The sequence below is a fragment of the Reichenbachiella sp. genome, assembly GCF_033344935.1.
Taxonomy (GTDB): Bacteria; Bacteroidota; Bacteroidia; order Cytophagales; family Cyclobacteriaceae; genus Reichenbachiella.
Genome location: NZ_JAWPMM010000001.1, coordinates 1,452,309 through 1,469,442 on the forward strand (window position 1 = coordinate 1,452,309; position 17,134 = coordinate 1,469,442).

General features: G+C 40.8%; 18 protein-coding genes and 1 tRNA gene. 10 read left to right on the plus strand and 9 right to left on the minus strand.

Going from position 1 to position 17,134, the window contains the following annotated elements:
• Nucleotides 1-2: 2 nt before the first annotated feature.
• The 4 genes from R8N23_RS06225 (at nt 3) to R8N23_RS06240 (ending at nt 3,244) form a co-directional block, all read left to right on the plus strand.
• Nucleotides 3-731 carry a GNAT family N-acetyltransferase gene (locus tag R8N23_RS06225; RefSeq protein ID WP_318170707.1) on the plus strand — a complete coding sequence of 243 codons (729 nt, stop codon included), beginning with the start codon at nt 3-5 and terminating at the stop codon, nt 729-731.
• A gap of 4 nt (nt 732-735) precedes the next feature.
• Nucleotides 736-1,365 carry an NAD(P)H-dependent oxidoreductase gene (locus R8N23_RS06230; RefSeq protein ID WP_318170708.1) on the plus strand — a complete coding sequence of 210 codons (630 nt, stop codon included), beginning with the start codon at nt 736-738 and terminating at the stop codon, nt 1,363-1,365.
• Nucleotides 1,366-1,884: 519 nt separating this feature from the next.
• Nucleotides 1,885-2,925, plus strand: a complete 1,041-nt coding sequence (locus R8N23_RS06235) for a DNA methyltransferase (RefSeq protein ID WP_318170709.1) — start codon at nt 1,885-1,887, stop codon at nt 2,923-2,925.
• Between the two features lie 130 nt (nt 2,926-3,055).
• On the plus strand, nt 3,056-3,244 hold the full coding sequence (locus R8N23_RS06240; RefSeq protein WP_318170710.1) for a hypothetical protein: 189 nt from the start codon (nt 3,056-3,058) through the stop codon (nt 3,242-3,244).
• A gap of 553 nt (nt 3,245-3,797) precedes the next feature.
• On the opposite strand, the gene R8N23_RS06245 is transcribed toward R8N23_RS06240, so the two are convergent.
• Genes R8N23_RS06245 through R8N23_RS06260 form a run of 4 tightly spaced genes read right to left on the minus strand, consistent with a single transcriptional unit; the run spans nt 3,798 to nt 7,075 of the window.
• Nucleotides 3,798-5,129, minus strand: coding sequence for an amidohydrolase family protein (locus tag R8N23_RS06245; protein ID WP_318170711.1), 1,332 nt, complete (start codon nt 5,127-5,129; stop codon nt 3,798-3,800).
• 43 nt (nt 5,130-5,172) lie between these two features.
• Complete coding sequence (locus R8N23_RS06250) at nt 5,173-5,721, minus strand: hypothetical protein (RefSeq protein WP_318170712.1); 549 nt, start codon at nt 5,719-5,721, stop codon at nt 5,173-5,175.
• Nucleotides 5,722-5,730: 9 nt separating this feature from the next.
• Complete coding sequence (locus R8N23_RS06255; protein ID WP_318170713.1) at nt 5,731-6,681, minus strand: ornithine cyclodeaminase family protein; 951 nt, start codon at nt 6,679-6,681, stop codon at nt 5,731-5,733.
• A 1-nt stretch (nt 6,682) separates the two neighbouring features.
• The gene (locus R8N23_RS06260; protein ID WP_318170714.1) at nt 6,683-7,075 is read right to left on the minus strand and encodes a MarR family winged helix-turn-helix transcriptional regulator; all 393 of its coding nucleotides are present in this window, start codon (nt 7,073-7,075) and stop codon (nt 6,683-6,685) included.
• Between the two features lie 729 nt (nt 7,076-7,804).
• Here R8N23_RS06260 and R8N23_RS06265 point away from each other — a divergent pair.
• The 3 genes from R8N23_RS06265 (at nt 7,805) to R8N23_RS06275 (ending at nt 9,786) form a co-directional block, all read left to right on the plus strand.
• Entirely contained in the window at nt 7,805-8,620 is an 816-nt protein-coding gene (locus R8N23_RS06265) for a sigma-70 family RNA polymerase sigma factor (RefSeq protein WP_318170715.1), read from the plus strand.
• Between the two features lie 354 nt (nt 8,621-8,974).
• Nucleotides 8,975-9,316, plus strand: coding sequence for a YciI family protein (locus tag R8N23_RS06270; RefSeq protein WP_318170716.1), 342 nt, complete (start codon nt 8,975-8,977; stop codon nt 9,314-9,316).
• Between the two features lie 20 nt (nt 9,317-9,336).
• The gene (locus tag R8N23_RS06275; RefSeq protein WP_318170717.1) at nt 9,337-9,786 is read left to right on the plus strand and encodes an SRPBCC domain-containing protein; all 450 of its coding nucleotides are present in this window, start codon (nt 9,337-9,339) and stop codon (nt 9,784-9,786) included.
• Between the two features lie 373 nt (nt 9,787-10,159).
• Here R8N23_RS06275 and R8N23_RS06280 read toward each other — a convergent pair.
• The 4 genes from R8N23_RS06280 to R8N23_RS06295 all read right to left on the minus strand — a co-directional run bounded on the left by R8N23_RS06280 (nt 10,160) and on the right by R8N23_RS06295 (nt 12,097).
• Nucleotides 10,160-10,244 (minus strand) — tRNA-Ser (locus tag R8N23_RS06280).
• 6 nt (nt 10,245-10,250) lie between these two features.
• Entirely contained in the window at nt 10,251-10,493 is a 243-nt protein-coding gene (locus R8N23_RS06285) for a GIY-YIG nuclease family protein (protein WP_318170718.1), read from the minus strand.
• A gap of 237 nt (nt 10,494-10,730) precedes the next feature.
• Entirely contained in the window at nt 10,731-11,693 is a 963-nt protein-coding gene (locus tag R8N23_RS06290; RefSeq protein WP_318170719.1) for a YihY/virulence factor BrkB family protein, read from the minus strand.
• Nucleotides 11,690-12,097 carry a thioesterase family protein gene (locus R8N23_RS06295; RefSeq protein ID WP_318170720.1) on the minus strand — a complete coding sequence of 136 codons (408 nt, stop codon included), beginning with the start codon at nt 12,095-12,097 and terminating at the stop codon, nt 11,690-11,692. Before R8N23_RS06295 ends, R8N23_RS06290 begins: the two co-directional genes overlap by 4 nt.
• A 70-nt stretch (nt 12,098-12,167) precedes the next feature.
• On the opposite strand from R8N23_RS06295, the gene R8N23_RS06300 reads away from it, so the two are divergent.
• The 3 genes from R8N23_RS06300 (at nt 12,168) to R8N23_RS06310 (ending at nt 15,622) form a co-directional block, all read left to right on the plus strand.
• On the plus strand, nt 12,168-12,959 hold the full coding sequence (locus tag R8N23_RS06300) for a DUF4344 domain-containing metallopeptidase (protein ID WP_318170721.1): 792 nt from the start codon (nt 12,168-12,170) through the stop codon (nt 12,957-12,959).
• A 78-nt stretch (nt 12,960-13,037) separates the two neighbouring features.
• The gene (locus R8N23_RS06305) at nt 13,038-14,666 is read left to right on the plus strand and encodes an acyl-CoA carboxylase subunit beta (RefSeq protein ID WP_318170722.1); all 1,629 of its coding nucleotides are present in this window, start codon (nt 13,038-13,040) and stop codon (nt 14,664-14,666) included.
• Between the two features lie 101 nt (nt 14,667-14,767).
• On the plus strand, nt 14,768-15,622 hold the full coding sequence (locus R8N23_RS06310; protein WP_318170723.1) for a transglutaminase-like domain-containing protein: 855 nt from the start codon (nt 14,768-14,770) through the stop codon (nt 15,620-15,622).
• 1 nt (nt 15,623) lies between these two features.
• Here R8N23_RS06310 and R8N23_RS06315 read toward each other — a convergent pair whose 3' ends face one another.
• A complete protein-coding gene (locus R8N23_RS06315) occupies nt 15,624-17,006 on the minus strand; it encodes a sodium-dependent transporter (RefSeq protein WP_318170724.1) in 1,383 nt (460 codons plus the stop codon).
• Nucleotides 17,007-17,134 lie beyond the last annotated feature (128 nt).

The following is a 17,134-nucleotide window of genomic DNA, read 5'->3' on the forward strand; positions in this document are numbered from 1 at the left end:
TTATGACAAGTACAGCATCTAATATTCACAATCTGGTCTCTCTGTGGAAAGCGGTGACTGCACCCCGCAGCACCTACTTTGAGCAGGAGTCCTGGGGCTATTGTTATGTTTCTGGTTCGCATTGGCCCAATAAGTTATGGACGGGGGCAGAACTCAGTGAATCTATGCTACAAGAGATGGTAGCCGTGATTCAAAACAGCAAAGACCCTTTGACCTTCTCTTATTTTGACGACCTCAGTAACAAAAATCTGGATTCGACCCTTCAGGATTATTTCATGCCAGCATCCATTCAATATGGCATGTCCCTGGATTTGACTCGATCCTATGAAGAAAATACCGAACTGGAATTTCGACAAGTGGCTAACGAACAGGACGCTGCGATTTGGAGCAAAAACTTCCAGCAGGCCTTTGGTTATGAAATCAGTCCGGCCATCATTTTTGACAACCTTAGTAAAATTTCATTTATCAATATATACACCGGGCAACAAGCTATAGGCACCATGATGCTCTATACCACAGGAGAAGTCCTGGGCATCCATGGATTGGGTGTTGTGCCAGAGGGGAGAGGAAAGGGTGTGGCCCAAGCAGCCATGCACCATGCCTTGAACCAAGGCTACCAACAAGGGGCTAAACTAGTCACCCTTCAAGCCTCAGAGATGGCCAAATCAATGTATGAGAAACTAGGGTTCTCTGCTCAATTTATTATGAGAAATTATAAAATAAAGCAATAACAACATGGACTTAATTAATCAATTAGAATGGCGATATGCCACCAAAAAATTTGACTCAGAAAAGAAGGTGAGCCCTGCGGATTTGACTTACTTGAAAAGAGCGATTCAACTATCACCTTCCTCTTATGGATTGCAACTGTATAAGGTGCTTGTCATCGAAGACACGGCTATTAGAGAAAAACTGAAACCCGTATCCTGGGGCCAAAATCAAATCACAGATTGCTCTCACTTGTTTGTGTTCTGTATTCCCAAAGAATATGACCCTAAGGATGTGGATGAATACATCAAGCTGACCTCCCAAGTGCGTGAAGTAGCGCTAGATCAATTGGAAGGTTACGGTAGTTTCATGAAAACAAAACTAGGGGAGCAATCTACCGAAGAGCTCGCTACTTGGATGGGACACCAACCATACTTGGCCTTGAGCAATTTAATGATAGCTGGTGCTTCTTTGGGGATTGATGTTTGTCCGATGGAAGGGTTTGAGTCAGAAGCTTACGATGAAATACTCCAGCTGAAAGAGCAAAATTTAACCGCCTGTGTCATTGGAACTGTAGGCTATCGTGATCAAGAGGATACTTCCCAAAATCAAGCAAAGGTTCGAAAGCCCATGGATTTGCTTTTTGAAGACTTGTAGTAGGCTAAAAACTAGGAACCCCATGGAAATCATGGGGTTCCTGGCTGTGGTCAAAACAATCCCGTCATTGCTTCGAGTGACCTGGGGTACGTACTTTAAAGTAATCTCATCCTATGACGTAAAATAGAAAGCTGTTATATAATTTTTTCCGTCATTGCGAGCGTAGCGGGACGCGTAGAGAAGCAATCTTATCAAATGATCCCTGAACAAAGATTTGCACCCTACCCGCTCGTGATGGTTGAGACGCACAGTCCGGATCGCATAGCTGTTTTTTGACCTTTCTAAGCCCTTCTCCTCAGCCTTACCCCTTGCTATTCGCTGTTATTTTCGATAAACTTGTGATGAGTCTGTCCAGCAGCCAGACTCATCCCGCCGATTGATAGACTCAAGCCTATCGACTGGCCTAACCGCAGCACTTCTGAGAGAAATTAAATTAGGCTTTTTAAAAAAGATATATAGTTATCAAAGTAGCAATCTCAGATTGTTATGCGAATTTTGAAAAAAAGTCATTTAGAATAAATGAGATTAAAAAATAAGGAAGATTTATTGAATGTAATTCATAATAAAGACGCCAGAAATATTTTAGACACAATATCTTCTGAAACTAAGATTACAACTACTATTACGTCACCTCCTTACTATGATATGAAGGATTATGACTCTGATAATCAAGTTGGATATGGTCAAACTTATGATGACTATTTGAATGACTTACAGTCAATTTTTGCAGGAGTATATAAAATAACTGAAGAAGATGGCACTTTATGGATAATCATTGACACGTTTAAACGAAATAATCAAGTTGTTCCACTGCCATTCGATCTGTCTAACAAGTTAAAGGAAGTTGGTTGGCTCCTTCAAGACGTAATTATCTGGAAGAAAGATAAAACAGTTCCGTGGTCTACGAATGGATTTATGCAAAGAAAATTTGAGGCAAATCTCTTTTTAGAAATTAATTCTAATCAGAAAAATGTTCCATCTCAAGTTCAACAAGAAATCGAGCTTATGATTAGTCCTTTTTCTACTATCGCTATAGGAAAAAGAATAATGTTAGGGTTAAACAAAAGTGGTCCACTTGGAAATTTAATTGAACAGTTTTGGTACGAAAAAGGTAAAATAAAAACTGCATCAATCGTTAGTTTTGGATTGAGACCTTTGATAAAGATTGAGGATTTAAAAGCGAAGGATAGTATCTACGCACTTTGGAGTCATCCAGACAAACATAATTTAAAGAAAAAGGATAACAAAGAGTTTGAACTCTTGGATGAGTACGTAGAATTCTCTACGGAAAAAGTCAGAGATTTATTAATTGCTCTAAAAACAAATTTAAGTGTTGAACAATGGAAAACTTATAGCCCAAGTAATCCGAAAGGTTTGTTGTCCGTCACTTTTATTAATGGAATCTTAAATGTACTGAGGTTACTTATTCAGAACAATAAAGTTTCGACAACACATTATTATAAATTAAAACTAGCGGACATAGGAAAATTTGATTTCAAACAATTTAAATCAAGTCAATATAGAAAAATGGGTGAAACTATATACAATAAGTACTTTTGAAATAGAACTTTGAAATTTTCATAAGTTTATTTTTCTTCTATAATTCCCGCTCGGTCGCATTTTAAATGCGACTGAAGCAAGTAGTTAAGGCTAGCTCCTGAGGTTTGTTGGAGATGATTCACCTAGCGGCGTGAAAAGTTGTCCGACGAATCGAATCATAAAAAAGGTTTGGTTGACCACCGAAGGTGGTGCTTCCTCTGGAGTATGCGAAAAAAACCATTCGTCTGACAACTCCGAACGGACGCCTACAGCGCACACTGCCGACTTAGGGCTTAATTGCGATCGAGCAGAAGTTGGAGCGCCTAGTTTTGATACCTGAATAAGGTATTGTCCACCGAGTCATTCCGTAGCTTAGCGGAGGAATCTTCTCAATTTCTAGCAGAGATTTATCAAGGTGTTTACATGCTGCTTGCAGTTAAGGAGATTTCTCTGGTCGTGCCTCCCGACGAAATGACTTTAAGGACGTCAAGCTTTTGCAGAGAAGGGGACAGTGCGTTGAGGATAATTTCAAATTATTCCCGCTAGGTTGCATTTCCAAATACGACTGAAGCAAGTAATTAAGGCTAGCCCCTGTGGTTTGTTGGAGATGATTCACCTAGAGACGTGAAAAGTTGTCCGACGAATCGAATCATAAAAAAGGTTTGGTTGATCACTGAAGGCGGTGCTTCCTCTGGAGTATGCGAAAAAAACCATTCGTCGGACAACTCCTCATAGGTGGGTGAGCCTGAATCAGCACTGCAGCTCCTCTCGGAATCTCGCCAATGCTAAGCGTACATTCGTGAATCAATCATTCTCGATTAATAGGGGCGGCTAATCATGCTTTGGCTTTGAGTTTAGCCTCCGCATTAAATCATGTTTTCAGCAATAGGTAGTTACTCTATTACCTTGCCTCTCTTAAACACGTATTTGATGTCTTGCGTATTACTGATATTCTCTAGTGGATTGCTATTCAGTATAACCAAGTTGGCTAATTTTTGTGCTTCAATGGTGCCCATGTTTTTTTCTTCACCTAATCCCTCTGCATTGATAATGGTAGCGGCTCTGAGCGCATCAATATTGGAGAGCCCGGCGATGGTCAATAGTTCTAGTTCTTTGTGAAGATTGATGGTGCCATCTTCAGAAATCATTTCATCTGATCCCGCACCAATTTTCACCTGGTATTTGTAAGCAGTTTTTACAGTCTGCATTCCTAAATGATAACTTGTCGAATCTACGTTGTCTTCCACCTTAGGGTCCAAGCCAAAGGTGTAAATGAACAAAGTAGCGTCTAAAATGCTATTATTATTTTTCATAGCAGTAAATAATTCCTTCACCTCTTTGGTGTTCTCATCCCACTTTTTATCACTTAGTTTTTTTCGATAGGCCTTTACTTCTTCTCTACTTTCAAAGGAATGCCTGCCTCTAATATCTCCTTTTACAAATTCGTACTGGACTAGATGACCGGCATGTGACATCACATCAGATCCTCCATTGGTAATGTCGATGGCTTTGGTAGGAGGCACAACCGCATGGGACCACACTTTTAATCCTTGATTTTTTGCTTCATCAGACACCTGCTTGAACAAATCCTTATCTACGTTTAGATATACTTTTATGGCAGTGGCACCTATTCCCTTGGCTTCCGCCACAATTTGTCTCAAATCAGATTCATCAGTAATGGCTCGTAACCAGGATACTTCTCCTGCGATGGCTCCTTTTGCCACTTGTTGCGGTCTTGGGTCTTGTTCAAAAAATTCCGGTCCGGCGATGATGGTAGAGAAGAAAACGTCTGGTCCGATATCCTCTCCAATTTTCATATTTTTCTGTAAAAGAGTGAGCATTCTACCATCTCCGCCCATATCTCTTACACCGGTAATTCCTTTTTTTAAGGCGGTGTTTAAATGGGCTTGAGCTTCTTTCAAGGTGCCATGGGTAATGTGCACGTGAGCATCTATCAATCCAGGAATGATATACTTTCCTTCAAGATCATATGTGGTGGCTCCTTTAGGAGTGGTTAATGTATTGTTGTAGTCCACGGTCTCTATTTTTTCATCCTTGATTAGAATGCTTCCCTTTTTTCCCGTGTCCGACACGGCATCAATGATGGTCGCATTTTTCAAAACCACAAAGTTGGCGGTAGAGTCAGTAAGGTCGGGAGCAGTTTGAGCATGAGCTGAAAAGCGCAACGCAGTGGTTAGGAGGGAAAGAAGTAATACATTTTTCATGATCAATGAATTTGATTATTTAAGTATTGGCAGGAATGGTTTGCTAATTTTTTTGAGCTTTCACAGCGAAGTAGCCTAGCATGGCACCGAGGACAATATTCCAAAGTGACAATAGGCCGATGCGCAAGTGAGGGGGAAGAATAAACACGGTGGTCATCGCAGGGATCCAAAACCAAACCAGCGACCACCAGGCTTTTTGCAAGCTTGCCCAATCCATTTCTTTACCCTCTATTTTGTTATCCGTAAATCTGTGAAAAGTGACAAAGACAGGGCCGTAAATGATGTTGGCAAAGAATGACACAGACAGGGCATAAAAGAAAGAACCTTTCTCCAATTGGAACCACCATTCCTTCAGAATAATAGCATCCATAAAAGCAAAGAAGCCAGTAAATGCGTATTTGAAGGTAACGCCAAGGAATGCCCAGATGATGGCCTTTAGAAGGAGTTTTGTAGGTCCAGGTCCAAAGAAATACCATCTTTTCATTCGAATACGAACAGCGAGGAGTTCACCCATCGTACCAAGTATCCCGATTTGTACTGCACTGGACAGTAGCGGGTAGTTTTTTACAAAATCTAAATATGCTTCTATCATCGTTCTTTTTTAGTTCAGTTTCTTATAGCAATGGTAAGCGGCTGCCAGGTCTTCTATAGCCACTCCCACTGATTTGAAAATGGTCAGTTTGGAAGCATGGTCTGAAGACGGATCTTTTAATAGTTCATGGATGTCTGACTTAATCAATGATTCTATGGCCAGACCCTTTTCTGCAGCAGGAATAATCAAATCACCGGCTTCATGCGTGGTAGCGAGATAATTATCTATGTATACCTCTCCCTGTAATACCAATTCAGAGGACAGTTCCCTGGCGTCCGGTGTACAGGCACCAACGGCATTGATATGTACATTTTCTTTCAAAGCTTGGTTTTGCAAAATAGGATGGCGGGAAGCAGTCACCGTGCAGATAATGTCTGCTTCTGCGGTGGCAGCCTCTACGGTCTCACAAATGCTAAAATTGATATTCTTGTATCTCGATCTGACCTTGGTACAGAATGCCGCCGCGTGGGATTTATCCTGGCTCCAGACCGTTACATTTTGAATCGTTCTTATTTCGCTAATAGCTGCCAAGTGCATCTCTGCTTGTTTGCCGCTGCCGAGCAGGCATAACTGGGTGGCACTTTTTGTGGCTAATAGGTCTGTCATCAGTCCACTGACCGCTGCTGTTCTGATGGCGGTAATCTCATCTGCATCGAAGCTGGCTAGTAGTTGACCTGTTTTTGTTTCGAATAGATGCAGGATGCCTTGATGCGAACTGAGGCCTTGCTTATAATTTTCAGGAAACACGCTCAGTACTTTTATCCCCATGAGTTGATAGGGACGGATGTAGGCAGGCATCATTCCCATGATACCTACAGGTCGCTCAGGCAGCACCATTTTTGACCGCAATGGATTGATTAATTCATCTTTATCCATTGAAAACAATTCCTTCATAACGGTGATGCATTCCTTCATGGAGAGGAGGTGGGAAATTTGTTCAGAAGAATAAAAATCGGTCATGCTATAGTTTCACGTTTTCTATGATTTGCTGTAGTACTTTTTTAAAGATCTGTAGCTCACTTTCTTCAATTCCTTTTTCGGCTTCCTGAGTGATGTTCCATGCGACACTCAGTGCTTCTGTTTCAATTTTCTTCCCATTTTCAGTAAGGTAGATGAGCTTGTCTCTTTTGTCAGTACCGCCTTTTTGTTTGATGACTAGTTTCTTTTTGACCAGCCCCTCTATTTGTCGGGTGATGGTGCTTTTCTCTTTGCTGGCTCGTTTCGCTAGTTCTTGTTGGTTGATACCGTCCTCATTCCACAGATAGAATAAGATCCGCCATTGCTCTACGGTAATGTTGAGGTTCGGGCGAGAGAGTGAGGCATCCAATCGACTCGCCAAAAGCCGAGAAGCCACACTAATTAATCTGGACGATGAATGGTATTGTTCTTTTTTGATAATGCAGGAGTTTAATAGTTGTAATATACAACTAATATTGAATGAGATGAAGTGAGTTGTAGTGATTTTGTTTTGGGGGAGGCCAATTCTGATGCCTGAATAAGTTATTGTCCACCGAGTCATTCCGTAGCCATACGGAGGAATCTCCTCAAGGTCTAGTAAGAGATTTGTTTGGGTATTTGCATGCTGCTTGTAGCCAAGGAGATTTCTCTGGTCGTGCCTCCCGACGAAATGACTTTTAGTTTGTAAGGCTTTTGCAGAGAAGGGGACAGAGCGTTTAGGATAGTTTTAAATTATTCCCGTTCAGTCGTATTTCCAAATGCGACTGAAGCAAGTAGTTAAGGCTAGCTCCTGTGGTTTGTTGGAGATGATTCACCTAGAGACGTGAAAAGTTGTCCGACGAATCGAATCATAAAAAAGGTTTGGTTGATCACTGAAGGCGGTGCTTCCTCTGGAGTATGCGAGAAAACTATTCGTCGGACAACTTTTCATAGGTGGGTGAGCCTGAATCAGCACAGCCGCTACTTTCGGAATCTGGTCAGTACATACGTGAATCAATCATTCTCCATGAATAGGGGCAACTAATCATGCTTTTGTGGTTGTATATGGATCGCTTATCTTTCTGCTTTTAGTATCTGTGTAAGCACTTTCCCGTACACAGTCATAAAAGAAAATTAAAACAAATCCATGAAAATTACTGACGCCGAGTTTGATCGTTTGTTTAAGGAAAACCAGTCTAAGCTAAAATCATTCATCTATCGGCTGGTGACTAATACGCAAGATGTGGAAGATTTGAGTCAGGAGATTTTCATCAAGGCCTACAAAAACATTCATTCCTTTCAGGAAAAGTCTTCTTTCAAAACCTGGCTGTTTGCCATCGCGAGCAATCTAATCAAAGACCATTTCAAAGCCCAAAAAAGATGGACCCGAAATGCGCAAGACAATTGCAGCCAATCCATCAAGAATGCTCCAGAATTGCAGGAAGAGGTAATGGATGTGTATTTCAAGAATGAGTTTGAAATCAAGAACCACATTGATTATTGTTTTACCTGTGTGATGAAATACCTACCACTCGAGCGGCACATTGCCATTATGATGGCAGATATCTATGATTTTAAGATAAATGAAATTGCAGAAGTACTGAACAAGTCCTTAGGCAGCGTCAAACACATGCTTTTCACCTCACGAAAAACCATGAAGCAGGTGTTTGATGAAGACTGCACCTTGATACATAAAACAGGCGCTTGCTGGAAGTGTTCGGAGTTAAGCAATACTGGAAACTCTAAAGCAGAAACCCAGAGAAAAATCGCAGCATTAGAACTCGTAAAAGCAAAAGAACAAGCCAATGCCACCAAGCTATACAACATGCGAACGGCCTTGATCAATGGCATTGACCCTTTGCAAAGCAGCAATTTCCAACTCCACGATTTCTTATTGAATCAAACCGATCACGCTAACGGAAAGACCTACCCCAAAGTAGATACAGACTGTAAAGACTTATAAAAATTTGGTAGTGTCCGAAAAAAAATAACCCACCCCATGCGAATTGGTGGGTGGGAATGAAGATTTGGCGCGGTGGAGATGGCCTCCAGGGGAAAGGCTTTTAAATCTTCTTGACTTTTTTGTTACTTTTTTCGTCAAGGAAAAAAGTAAGGAAGAAATGACGTTGAGGACTTGTGCTGCTATTAGGGTGTGTTTTTCGATTCGGACTTAAAACTGCTTTCTCAGTATATAAGAGTTGTTTTTAGTAAAAAAATATTTTAGTCGGATATCAGCAATAAAATTTCATTTTTCACAACCGTTTTTGATTGTACTGAAGTCTAAAGAATAAATAGTACAAACTTAAAAACGTAAAAAATGAAAAAATTTATGGTATTCATTTACCCGCAGGGTGAATCAATTTTTAGTCTTCCAGAAGAAACCCAACAAAAGCACATTCAAAAAGTAGGCGCTTACCTGGGTGAGTTAAAAGAAAAGGGATTTTTGCTGGATGCACAACCCTTACAGCCCTTCGGTACGCTGCTTTCTGGTAGCAAAGCCTCGCCAACTGTAGAGACTATAGATCAAACAAACATTGCTGGGTTTTATATACTTCAGGCCAACGATCTAGACATGCTGGTCGAGACTTTAAAGAAAGACCCTCGTTTCGAAGATGCCAGCTGGCAATTGGAGATCAGAGAGATATTGGAAATGATGTAAGACTAGTTAATGAAAAAAGGATGAATTTCAATAAGACAATTAAAATTCGAGCTACCAAAGTGCAAGCGTATGAGGCCGTGACGACTGGCATCAGAAACTGGTGGGGTAATAGTAACGCTACCATTTCTAAAATCGGCGATCAATTTTCGATCTTTTTTGAAGAAGAAACGGAATGGCGTTTTGAAGCGACCATTCTAGATCAATTCAATGAAGTGCGTTGGAAATGTATCTATGCGAACCACCATTTTTCTAATCTCAGAGACATTGAGGAAGAATGGCTGCATAGTGAAATCGTGTTCACCTTTAAAGATTTGAATGGAGATTCTATTGAATTGGATTTTGAACATCAAGGGCTTACACCAAAGTTGAACTGCTACGAAATATGCGATGCAGGATGGACTCATTTTATCGCTACCAGCCTCAAGCAGTATCTAGAGACTGGAAAAGGAGTGCCTAATTTGGTGGAGTAAAACTTTTCATATCAGTATAAATGAAAAAGCGGTTTGGGATTGATTTCAAACCGCTTTTTTTGACCTTAGGGTAATGTTTTGTAGTCGGATAAGTATTGCTTTTTTGAGCGATTAGGGCCCTTTTGTAAGAGGGGGAGTATTGTTCAGATATTTGCGTAATCTATTGTCCGCTCAGTCATTCCGTAGCCATGCGGAGGAATCTTCTCAAGGTCTAGCAGAGATTTGTCAAGGTATTTAGATGCTGCTTGCAGCTAACGAGATTTCTCTGGTCGTACCTCCCGACGAAATGACTTTTAGTATGTAATATTAATTGTTTGGTGCTTAAGCAATAATTCGCATAAAAAAAGCCTCACACTTTCGTGTAAGGCTCTTGCAGAGAAGGAGGGATTCGAACCCCCGGTACCTTGCGGCACGCTGGTTTTCAAGACCAGTGCATTCGACCACTCTGCCACTTCTCTAGGTCGTTATGTAATTTTCTCACTTTTGAGAAAATTGTATCCGTCGATTGATTTAAAAAACATCTCGCGACGATAAGCTTCAGACTTTGTTTCAAACACTTCTTGATAATGAAGTATCCAAGGTCTTTTGGCTTTTGTTGATCTGACTTTTCCGCTGTTATGACGTTGAAGCCGTGATTCAATATTTTTGGAATGACCGCAATAATAACTACCGTCAATCTCAATTTTCAAAATATAGGTAAAGAACATTTTTCTTTCCTTTTACAATCCCCGGTACCTTGCGGCACGCTGGTTTTTCCCGAAGGGATCGCTATGCGACGACCACTCTGCCACTTCTCTGTGTTGGTCAAATAATTTTCGACTTATTATATGAAACACTAAAAATAGCACTTCTCTAGGTCGTAATTATTTCCATTCCGTTGAATGGGAGTGCAAATTTAGAATAATAATTTTTTTTGACAAGGCTGAGTTCGAAAATATTTTCGATCAATCAAAAATTGATGTAGTTGTCTCGATTTTGTCTGATACCACGGCTCTATCTACACTGGCATTGTATTCAAATCCTACGAGTAATATTAGCGACAACAAGTACAGCCAAACCATCAAAGCAATCAACATTCCAAGGGAACCATAGAACTTATTATAATTCGAAAAGTTGTTGATATAATAAGAAAAAGCATAAGAAGTAGCTACACAAGCTACAGCCGAGAAGACCGCACCTGTAGAGAAAAAGGTCCAGCGATCGTGAATGGCCGGAGCAAAATAATAGATGGTCGAAATCGCAATGAAAAAAGCAATAATAATGACCATGTACTTCAAAGCCGTAAGTAAGTAGATGATGTAATCTTGTGTGATAAACCCTTCTGTGGACAGATAGTTGAGTACTAACTTTCCTATGACCATGAGAATGATTGAAAAGAAGAGCACCGAAGAAAGTACCAGAGTCAGGCCAGTGGCTATAATTCTGGTTCTAAAAAATCCTCTTTTATCGTTCGTTTTATAAATACTATTAAAAGTAGCCATCAAGCTATGCATGCCATTAGTGGCAAGTATGAGCGCGAGGAGTGCACCAAAAGAGAGCAATCCCTGTCGCTTGTTGCTTACAATGTCGTGAATCGTGCCAGTAGCCGCTTCATACATGGCCTTCGGCATAACGGTAGCCAGGAAGTTCATAATACTCTCTGCGCCAATATGTGGTATGACCGAATGGATATATGGGATCAGTGTAAAAATGAAAATGATCGACGGAAAAATCGCCAAGGTAAAACTGAAAGCTACGCCGTTGGCTTTGTTAATCAATCCGTGCTTGCCGGTGTTTTCAAAAAATAGATCAAGCGTATTGTACAAGTTGGTTTGTCGCTTGTTCAGCTTGATCAATTTGAGTTTTTTGATCAGGTTGAGATACCACTCGTAGTACAGTAGGTGCTTATGGAGGTTTTTTCTTTTCATGAGAAATAGGGCTCCAAAAACTTAGCAAGTGGTTCAGGGACTCGGCACGGTCTGTTGCTTTCCATATTTACAAAAACTAGCGTCGTTTCTCCGGTATTGATCAATTCTTCATTTTCGTTGAAAATTTCATATTCGAATAGAATTCTTGTTTTTGGGAATGTTGGGATTTTGATTTTTATGGTGAGTAGCTCATCATATTTTCCAGGCCGCAAATAGTTAGTTTGCATATTGATGACTGGCATCATGACGCCGCTTTTTTCCATTTCGTTATAGGAAAATCCCAACTGGCGAAGCGTCTCTACTCTTCCAATTTCATAATACATGGCATAGTTGCCATAGTATACATACTTCATCTGATCAGTTTCAGAGTACCTTACTCTGGTTTGCGTTTGAGCTTCAAACATTTAGGCTTCTGGTGTTTTCATTCAACGAATCCGAAATATATTGCATTTTTCTTATACAAAGGTGTACAATTTGATAGTAAATAGTGGGATAAAATGGCTGCTTTTCGTTTTGATGAATGGTTGTTTGTTTGGTCATTGTGCTGCGGCGAGACTCACAGTGATTTATTCAAAACCAAAATCTGCTGGTTATCAGGAAATTTATAAAGCACTCAAATCTAATCATCGCTTGATGTATGGCGAGTCTGTAGCCTATCTGCAGGATTTATACAATTGGGATCATGATATTGAGATTAGGGTGATCGAATGTGGTTCGATAGATTCTCGATATCTGCCTGATGACCACGTGATAATGATTTGCTATGAATCTCTGTTTCAAAAAGTCTATGATTATCCGGCAAAGACCCAAACGAAGAAAGCTTTTGTCAACCGAGTATATCAGAATGTCATGTTCACTTTTTGGCATGAGATAGGACATGCCATTATGGATCAGTATAAAATAGGTACACAAGTCGATAGAAAGACTTTAGAATTGCTTGCAGATGAATTTGCGGTACTATCCATGCTGTGGAGAAACGACGGTCATTGGAAGGACATAGTGATGATTAGTGCTTTGCACTTTAAGTCTAAATCGACTCGCATAGCTAAAGAAAACTATAAGGTTCACCCTGCAGATGATCTGCGTTATGAAAAAATGATCGTCTTGCTCTATGGATTTGCTCAAAAATCTTATTTGAGGTTAAAGCCGGAAGTCGATAGTTTGGATTGGTTGAGTATTTCAGCTCAAGAATATTATTTGGAAAGAAGTGACTTTTGGGAAGAAAATCTTCGGAATCACGTCCGGAAAGATTTTTTTAATAATTGACTATCAGTGCTTTAAAAGTATCGGGAAACGGTAACTAAAAGTTTGGTTTTTCTATTTTTGTTGGAAACAACGTACCCCATGAACCTAGAATTCAACAAAAACGAAGACGAGTACAAACAGCTGGTTTCTCAGTTGAAAAATAAGCTCAAAAAAGTAAAGCTCGGAGGAGGAGAAAAGAAGATCGAAGCACAACATGCCAAAGGCAAGTTGACGGCCAGAGAGCGCATAGACTACTTGATCGACGATCCTAAAGACTTTGTTGAAGTCGGAGCATTTGTAGGAGACGGCATGTATGCCGAGCAGGGCGGTTGTCCTTCTGGTGGTGTAGTGATGGGCATTGCCCATGTGCAAGGCAGACAATGTGTAGTAGTAGCCAACGACGCTACTGTGAAAGCTGGAGCGTGGTTCCCAATCACTGCCAAGAAAAACCTTCGGGCGCAGGAAATCGCCATGGAAAACAGGTTGCCGATCATCTATTTGGTAGACAGCGCCGGAGTGTATTTACCCATGCAGAACGAAATTTTCCCCGACAAAGAACACTTCGGTCGGCAGTTTAGAAACAATGCCATGATGTCTTCTATGGGCATCGTGCAGGTGGCCGCCATTATGGGTAGTTGTGTGGCCGGCGGTGCTTACTTGCCGATCATGTCAGACGAAGCGATGATAGTTGATAAAACTGGTTCGATTTTCTTAGCAGGAAGTTATCTGGTAAAAGCGGCCATTGGGGAGACTATTGATAATGAAACATTAGGTGGCGCTTCTACGCACTGTGAAATCTCTGGAGTAACCGATAATAAGTACGATTCGGATCAGGATTGCCTGGATGCCATTAAGAAAATATTTGATAAAATAGGTGACTTTGATAAAGCGGGTTTCAATAGAGAGGAACCAAAGAAGCCTAAGCTTGATGAAAAAGAAATTTACGGTCTGTTGCCAGTAGATCGTGTAAAACCGTATGAGATGCGCGACATCATCAAGCGTATGACCGATGATTCCGAATTCGATGAATACAAGTCAGATTATGGAAAGTCTATCGTTTGCGGATATGGTCGAATCGACGGGTGGGCCGTCGGTATTGTGGCCAATCAACGTACTGTGGTGAAAACCAAAAAAGGCGAGATGCAAATGGGAGGTGTGATCTACTCTGATTCTGCAGACAAATCCGCTCGTTTTATCATGAACTGTAATCAGCGTAAAATCCCATTAGTTTTTCTACATGATGTCAGCGGATTTATGGTTGGTAGTAAGTCAGAACATGGTGGGATCATAAAGGATGGAGCCAAGATGGTGAATGCGATGGCCAATTCAGTCGTGCCTAAATTCACATTCATCCTAGGTAATTCGTATGGGGCTGGTAACTATGCCATGTGTGGAAAGGCTTATGACCCAAGATTGATCTATGCGTGGCCAACTTCTCAATTGGCAGTAATGAGTGGTGCTTCGGCTTCCAAAACTTTGTTGCAAATCAAAGTATCAGCGATGAAAGCCAAAGGGCAGGAGGTGTCTGAAGAAGATCAGAAGAAATTTTTAGCGGAAATCACAGATAAGTACAACGAAGAGTTGAGCCCATACTATGCGGCCTCAAGACTTTGGGTAGATGGCGTGATAGATCCTTTGGAAACCAGAAAGATCATTTCAGCTGGAATTGAAGCAGCCAATCACGCACCCATTGAGAAGCCATTTAATGTTGGCGTTATTCAGACTTAATTCAAAATTATCTGCAAGTGACCGTATGAATTGAGTGCCTTTTTTCGTATATTAAATTAACAACTTGTTATTTTGGTCTATCAGTTTCTGAATCAACAACATTGGAGAAAATAAACGAAAAAGAACTTAAGGCATTGATCTCATTATTGGAAGATGACGATCATGAAATTCTCGTTCATGTAGAAGAGAAACTCATTTCTTTGGGTACTGATGTGATTCCTTTTTTGGAAAAAGAATGGATGAATAATAGCCTTATTCCTCGAGTTCGGGAAAAAATTGAGGATATCATTCATAACCTGCAATACGATCTTTTAAGTGAGAAACTGATAGCCTGGAAAGAGAGTGGTGCCGAAGACCTATTGGAAGGTATGATGCTGGTCGCCAACTACCAATACCCGGATCTCAACTTGAAATATCTGACCAGAAAGTTCGAGCAGTACTACCACAATGCCTGGCGCGAGTTTTCTGAAGAGTTGTCACCCATGGAGCAGATCAAAGTGCTCAATGACGTCTTTTTCAACAAAATGAAGTTTAGACCAAACGCCAAGAATTTTCATTCACCAGCGAATGGGATGATCAATGTGGTATTAGAATCGAAACGAGGCAATCCACTGAGTCTTTGTGTAGTTTATATGCTATTGGCTCAGCGCCTTAAGATGCCGATCTACGGGGTGAACTTACCTAATCTATTCATAGTAACTTATAAGACGGAGGATACTCAGTTTTATATCAATGTGTTTAACAATGGTATCATTTTTACCACGGATGATATCAATAACTACATCGATCAGTTGAAACTCGAGAAAAACGACATCTATTATCAGCCGTGTAGTCATGTTGATATTGTCGCTCGTGCTTTGCGCAATTTGATTTCTTCATTTGAAAAATTAGGCGAGTACAAAAAAGCTGACGACATTAAAATGTTACTTCAGTCAGTAGATGAAATGAGCTACTAGGTTAGAATCCGAAGAAAGTAGATAATACGATCATACTGAAAATGATGAAGAGTGTACCCGGAAGCAATACGGGCATCACGAATCGCAAATACTTTCTAACCCATGAGTTTTCATAATTTTCGAAACCCACAGCTATTTCAGCCTCCATATTTTCCTTTTTCCAAATATGCACAGCAAAAAATACCATCAGTGCACCTCCTAACGGTAGAAAAGAATCATTTGCGATATTGACTATAAAAGAGAGGAAGTCGGTAGGCTGATCAGCGCCGATATAAGTGATAAATTCTGAAAAATACGAAGAATAGCCATTGCCCATTAGAGATGGGATTCCTATAAGATAAACGATCCCAGACATCAGCCAGGCAGCCTTTTTTCTGGAAAGTTTGAATTCATCAACTACATAAGACACTGGAACTTCTAGTAAGGAGACGGTGGAAGTAAGGGCGGCAAAACAGAGCAAAAGAAAAAACACCATGCCTACAATGGCGCCAGCGGTTGGTCCTATTTCTCCGAAAATATGAGGGAGGGTAACGAATATAAGCTCTGGCCCTCGTCCTACCCCGGAAAGTGACCCGCCACTGATGAATCCGATCAAAGGAAAGATCATCAAACCTGCAGTAATGGCTATGCCAACATCGGTTAAGGTGATCAAAGCGGCTGATCCAATCAGATTGTCATTTTTCTTGATGTAACTTCCATAAGTAATGAAAGTGCCCATGCCTAAAGAAAGTGAGAAGAAGGCCTGCCCCATGGCGTTGAATACCACAGTAGAGGTTAATTTGCTGAAATCAGGCAATAGAAAGAATTTGATTCCAGCCATCGCATTGGGTAGAAACAATGAATAAATGATCAGGGAGAACATCATAATGATGAGTGAGGGCATCAATACTTTAGCCGCTTTCTCAATGCCTTCCGATACTCCTTTGGATACAATATAGGCTGTTGCAATCATGAACAGCAAGCCATAACTCCCCACGGCAAAAATGTTAGTAGTATAAGCTCTAAAATGTTCAGTGACCTCAAAATTTCCAGCGGCCATCTCGAAAGTGTACCCAAAGGCCCACCCAGCGATTACATTATAGAAAGAAAGGATAAGGACGCCGCTGAGGACACCTAGTTTGCCAATGAAATTCCATTTTTTGTGACCCAGGGCTTCGAAAGCACCTACGGCATTTCGCCCAGACTTTCTTCCAATGGCTAATTCGGTGAGCATGACTGGAAAACAAAGGGCGAAGCAGAAGAATAAATAAACCAATACGAAAATGGCACCACCGCCTGCGCCCGCTTCATAAGGAAATCCCCAAATGTTTCCGAGTCCTACCGCCGATCCTGCTGCAGCAGCTATGAACCCTATTCTACTTGAAAAATTTCCTCTTGCAGCCATGTGGTTTGATATTAGTCAGGTTATTAAAAAAAAGAGGCTGTGTCAAAAGTTATCCGTCATTGCGAACAAAGTGAAGCAATCTTATAACACGATCCGTATTTGGACTTTAAGATCATTTCGTTGCACTC

Excerpts from the sequence above, each read along its gene's own strand:
- R8N23_RS06225 (WP_318170707.1), top strand. The coding sequence starts at position 3 with ATGACAAGTACAGCATCTAATATTCACAATCTGGTCTCTCTGTGGAAA.
- R8N23_RS06230 (WP_318170708.1), top strand. The coding sequence starts at position 736 with ATGGACTTAATTAATCAATTAGAATGGCGATATGCCACCAAAAAATTT.
- R8N23_RS06235 (WP_318170709.1), top strand. The coding sequence starts at position 1,885 with ATGAGATTAAAAAATAAGGAAGATTTATTGAATGTAATTCATAATAAA.
- R8N23_RS06245 (WP_318170711.1), bottom strand. The coding sequence starts at position 5,129 with ATGAAAAATGTATTACTTCTTTCCCTCCTAACCACTGCGTTGCGCTTT.
- R8N23_RS06250 (WP_318170712.1), bottom strand. The coding sequence starts at position 5,721 with ATGATAGAAGCATATTTAGATTTTGTAAAAAACTACCCGCTACTGTCC.
- R8N23_RS06255 (WP_318170713.1), bottom strand. The coding sequence starts at position 6,681 with ATGACCGATTTTTATTCTTCTGAACAAATTTCCCACCTCCTCTCCATG.
- R8N23_RS06265 (WP_318170715.1), top strand. The coding sequence starts at position 7,805 with ATGAAAATTACTGACGCCGAGTTTGATCGTTTGTTTAAGGAAAACCAG.
- R8N23_RS06270 (WP_318170716.1), top strand. The coding sequence starts at position 8,975 with ATGAAAAAATTTATGGTATTCATTTACCCGCAGGGTGAATCAATTTTT.
- R8N23_RS06275 (WP_318170717.1), top strand. The coding sequence starts at position 9,337 with ATGAATTTCAATAAGACAATTAAAATTCGAGCTACCAAAGTGCAAGCG.
- R8N23_RS06285 (WP_318170718.1), bottom strand. The coding sequence starts at position 10,493 with ATGTTCTTTACCTATATTTTGAAAATTGAGATTGACGGTAGTTATTAT.
- R8N23_RS06290 (WP_318170719.1), bottom strand. The coding sequence starts at position 11,693 with ATGAAAAGAAAAAACCTCCATAAGCACCTACTGTACTACGAGTGGTAT.
- R8N23_RS06295 (WP_318170720.1), bottom strand. The coding sequence starts at position 12,097 with ATGTTTGAAGCTCAAACGCAAACCAGAGTAAGGTACTCTGAAACTGAT.
- R8N23_RS06305 (WP_318170722.1), top strand. The coding sequence starts at position 13,038 with ATGAACCTAGAATTCAACAAAAACGAAGACGAGTACAAACAGCTGGTT.
- R8N23_RS06315 (WP_318170724.1), bottom strand. The coding sequence starts at position 17,006 with ATGGCTGCAAGAGGAAATTTTTCAAGTAGAATAGGGTTCATAGCTGCT.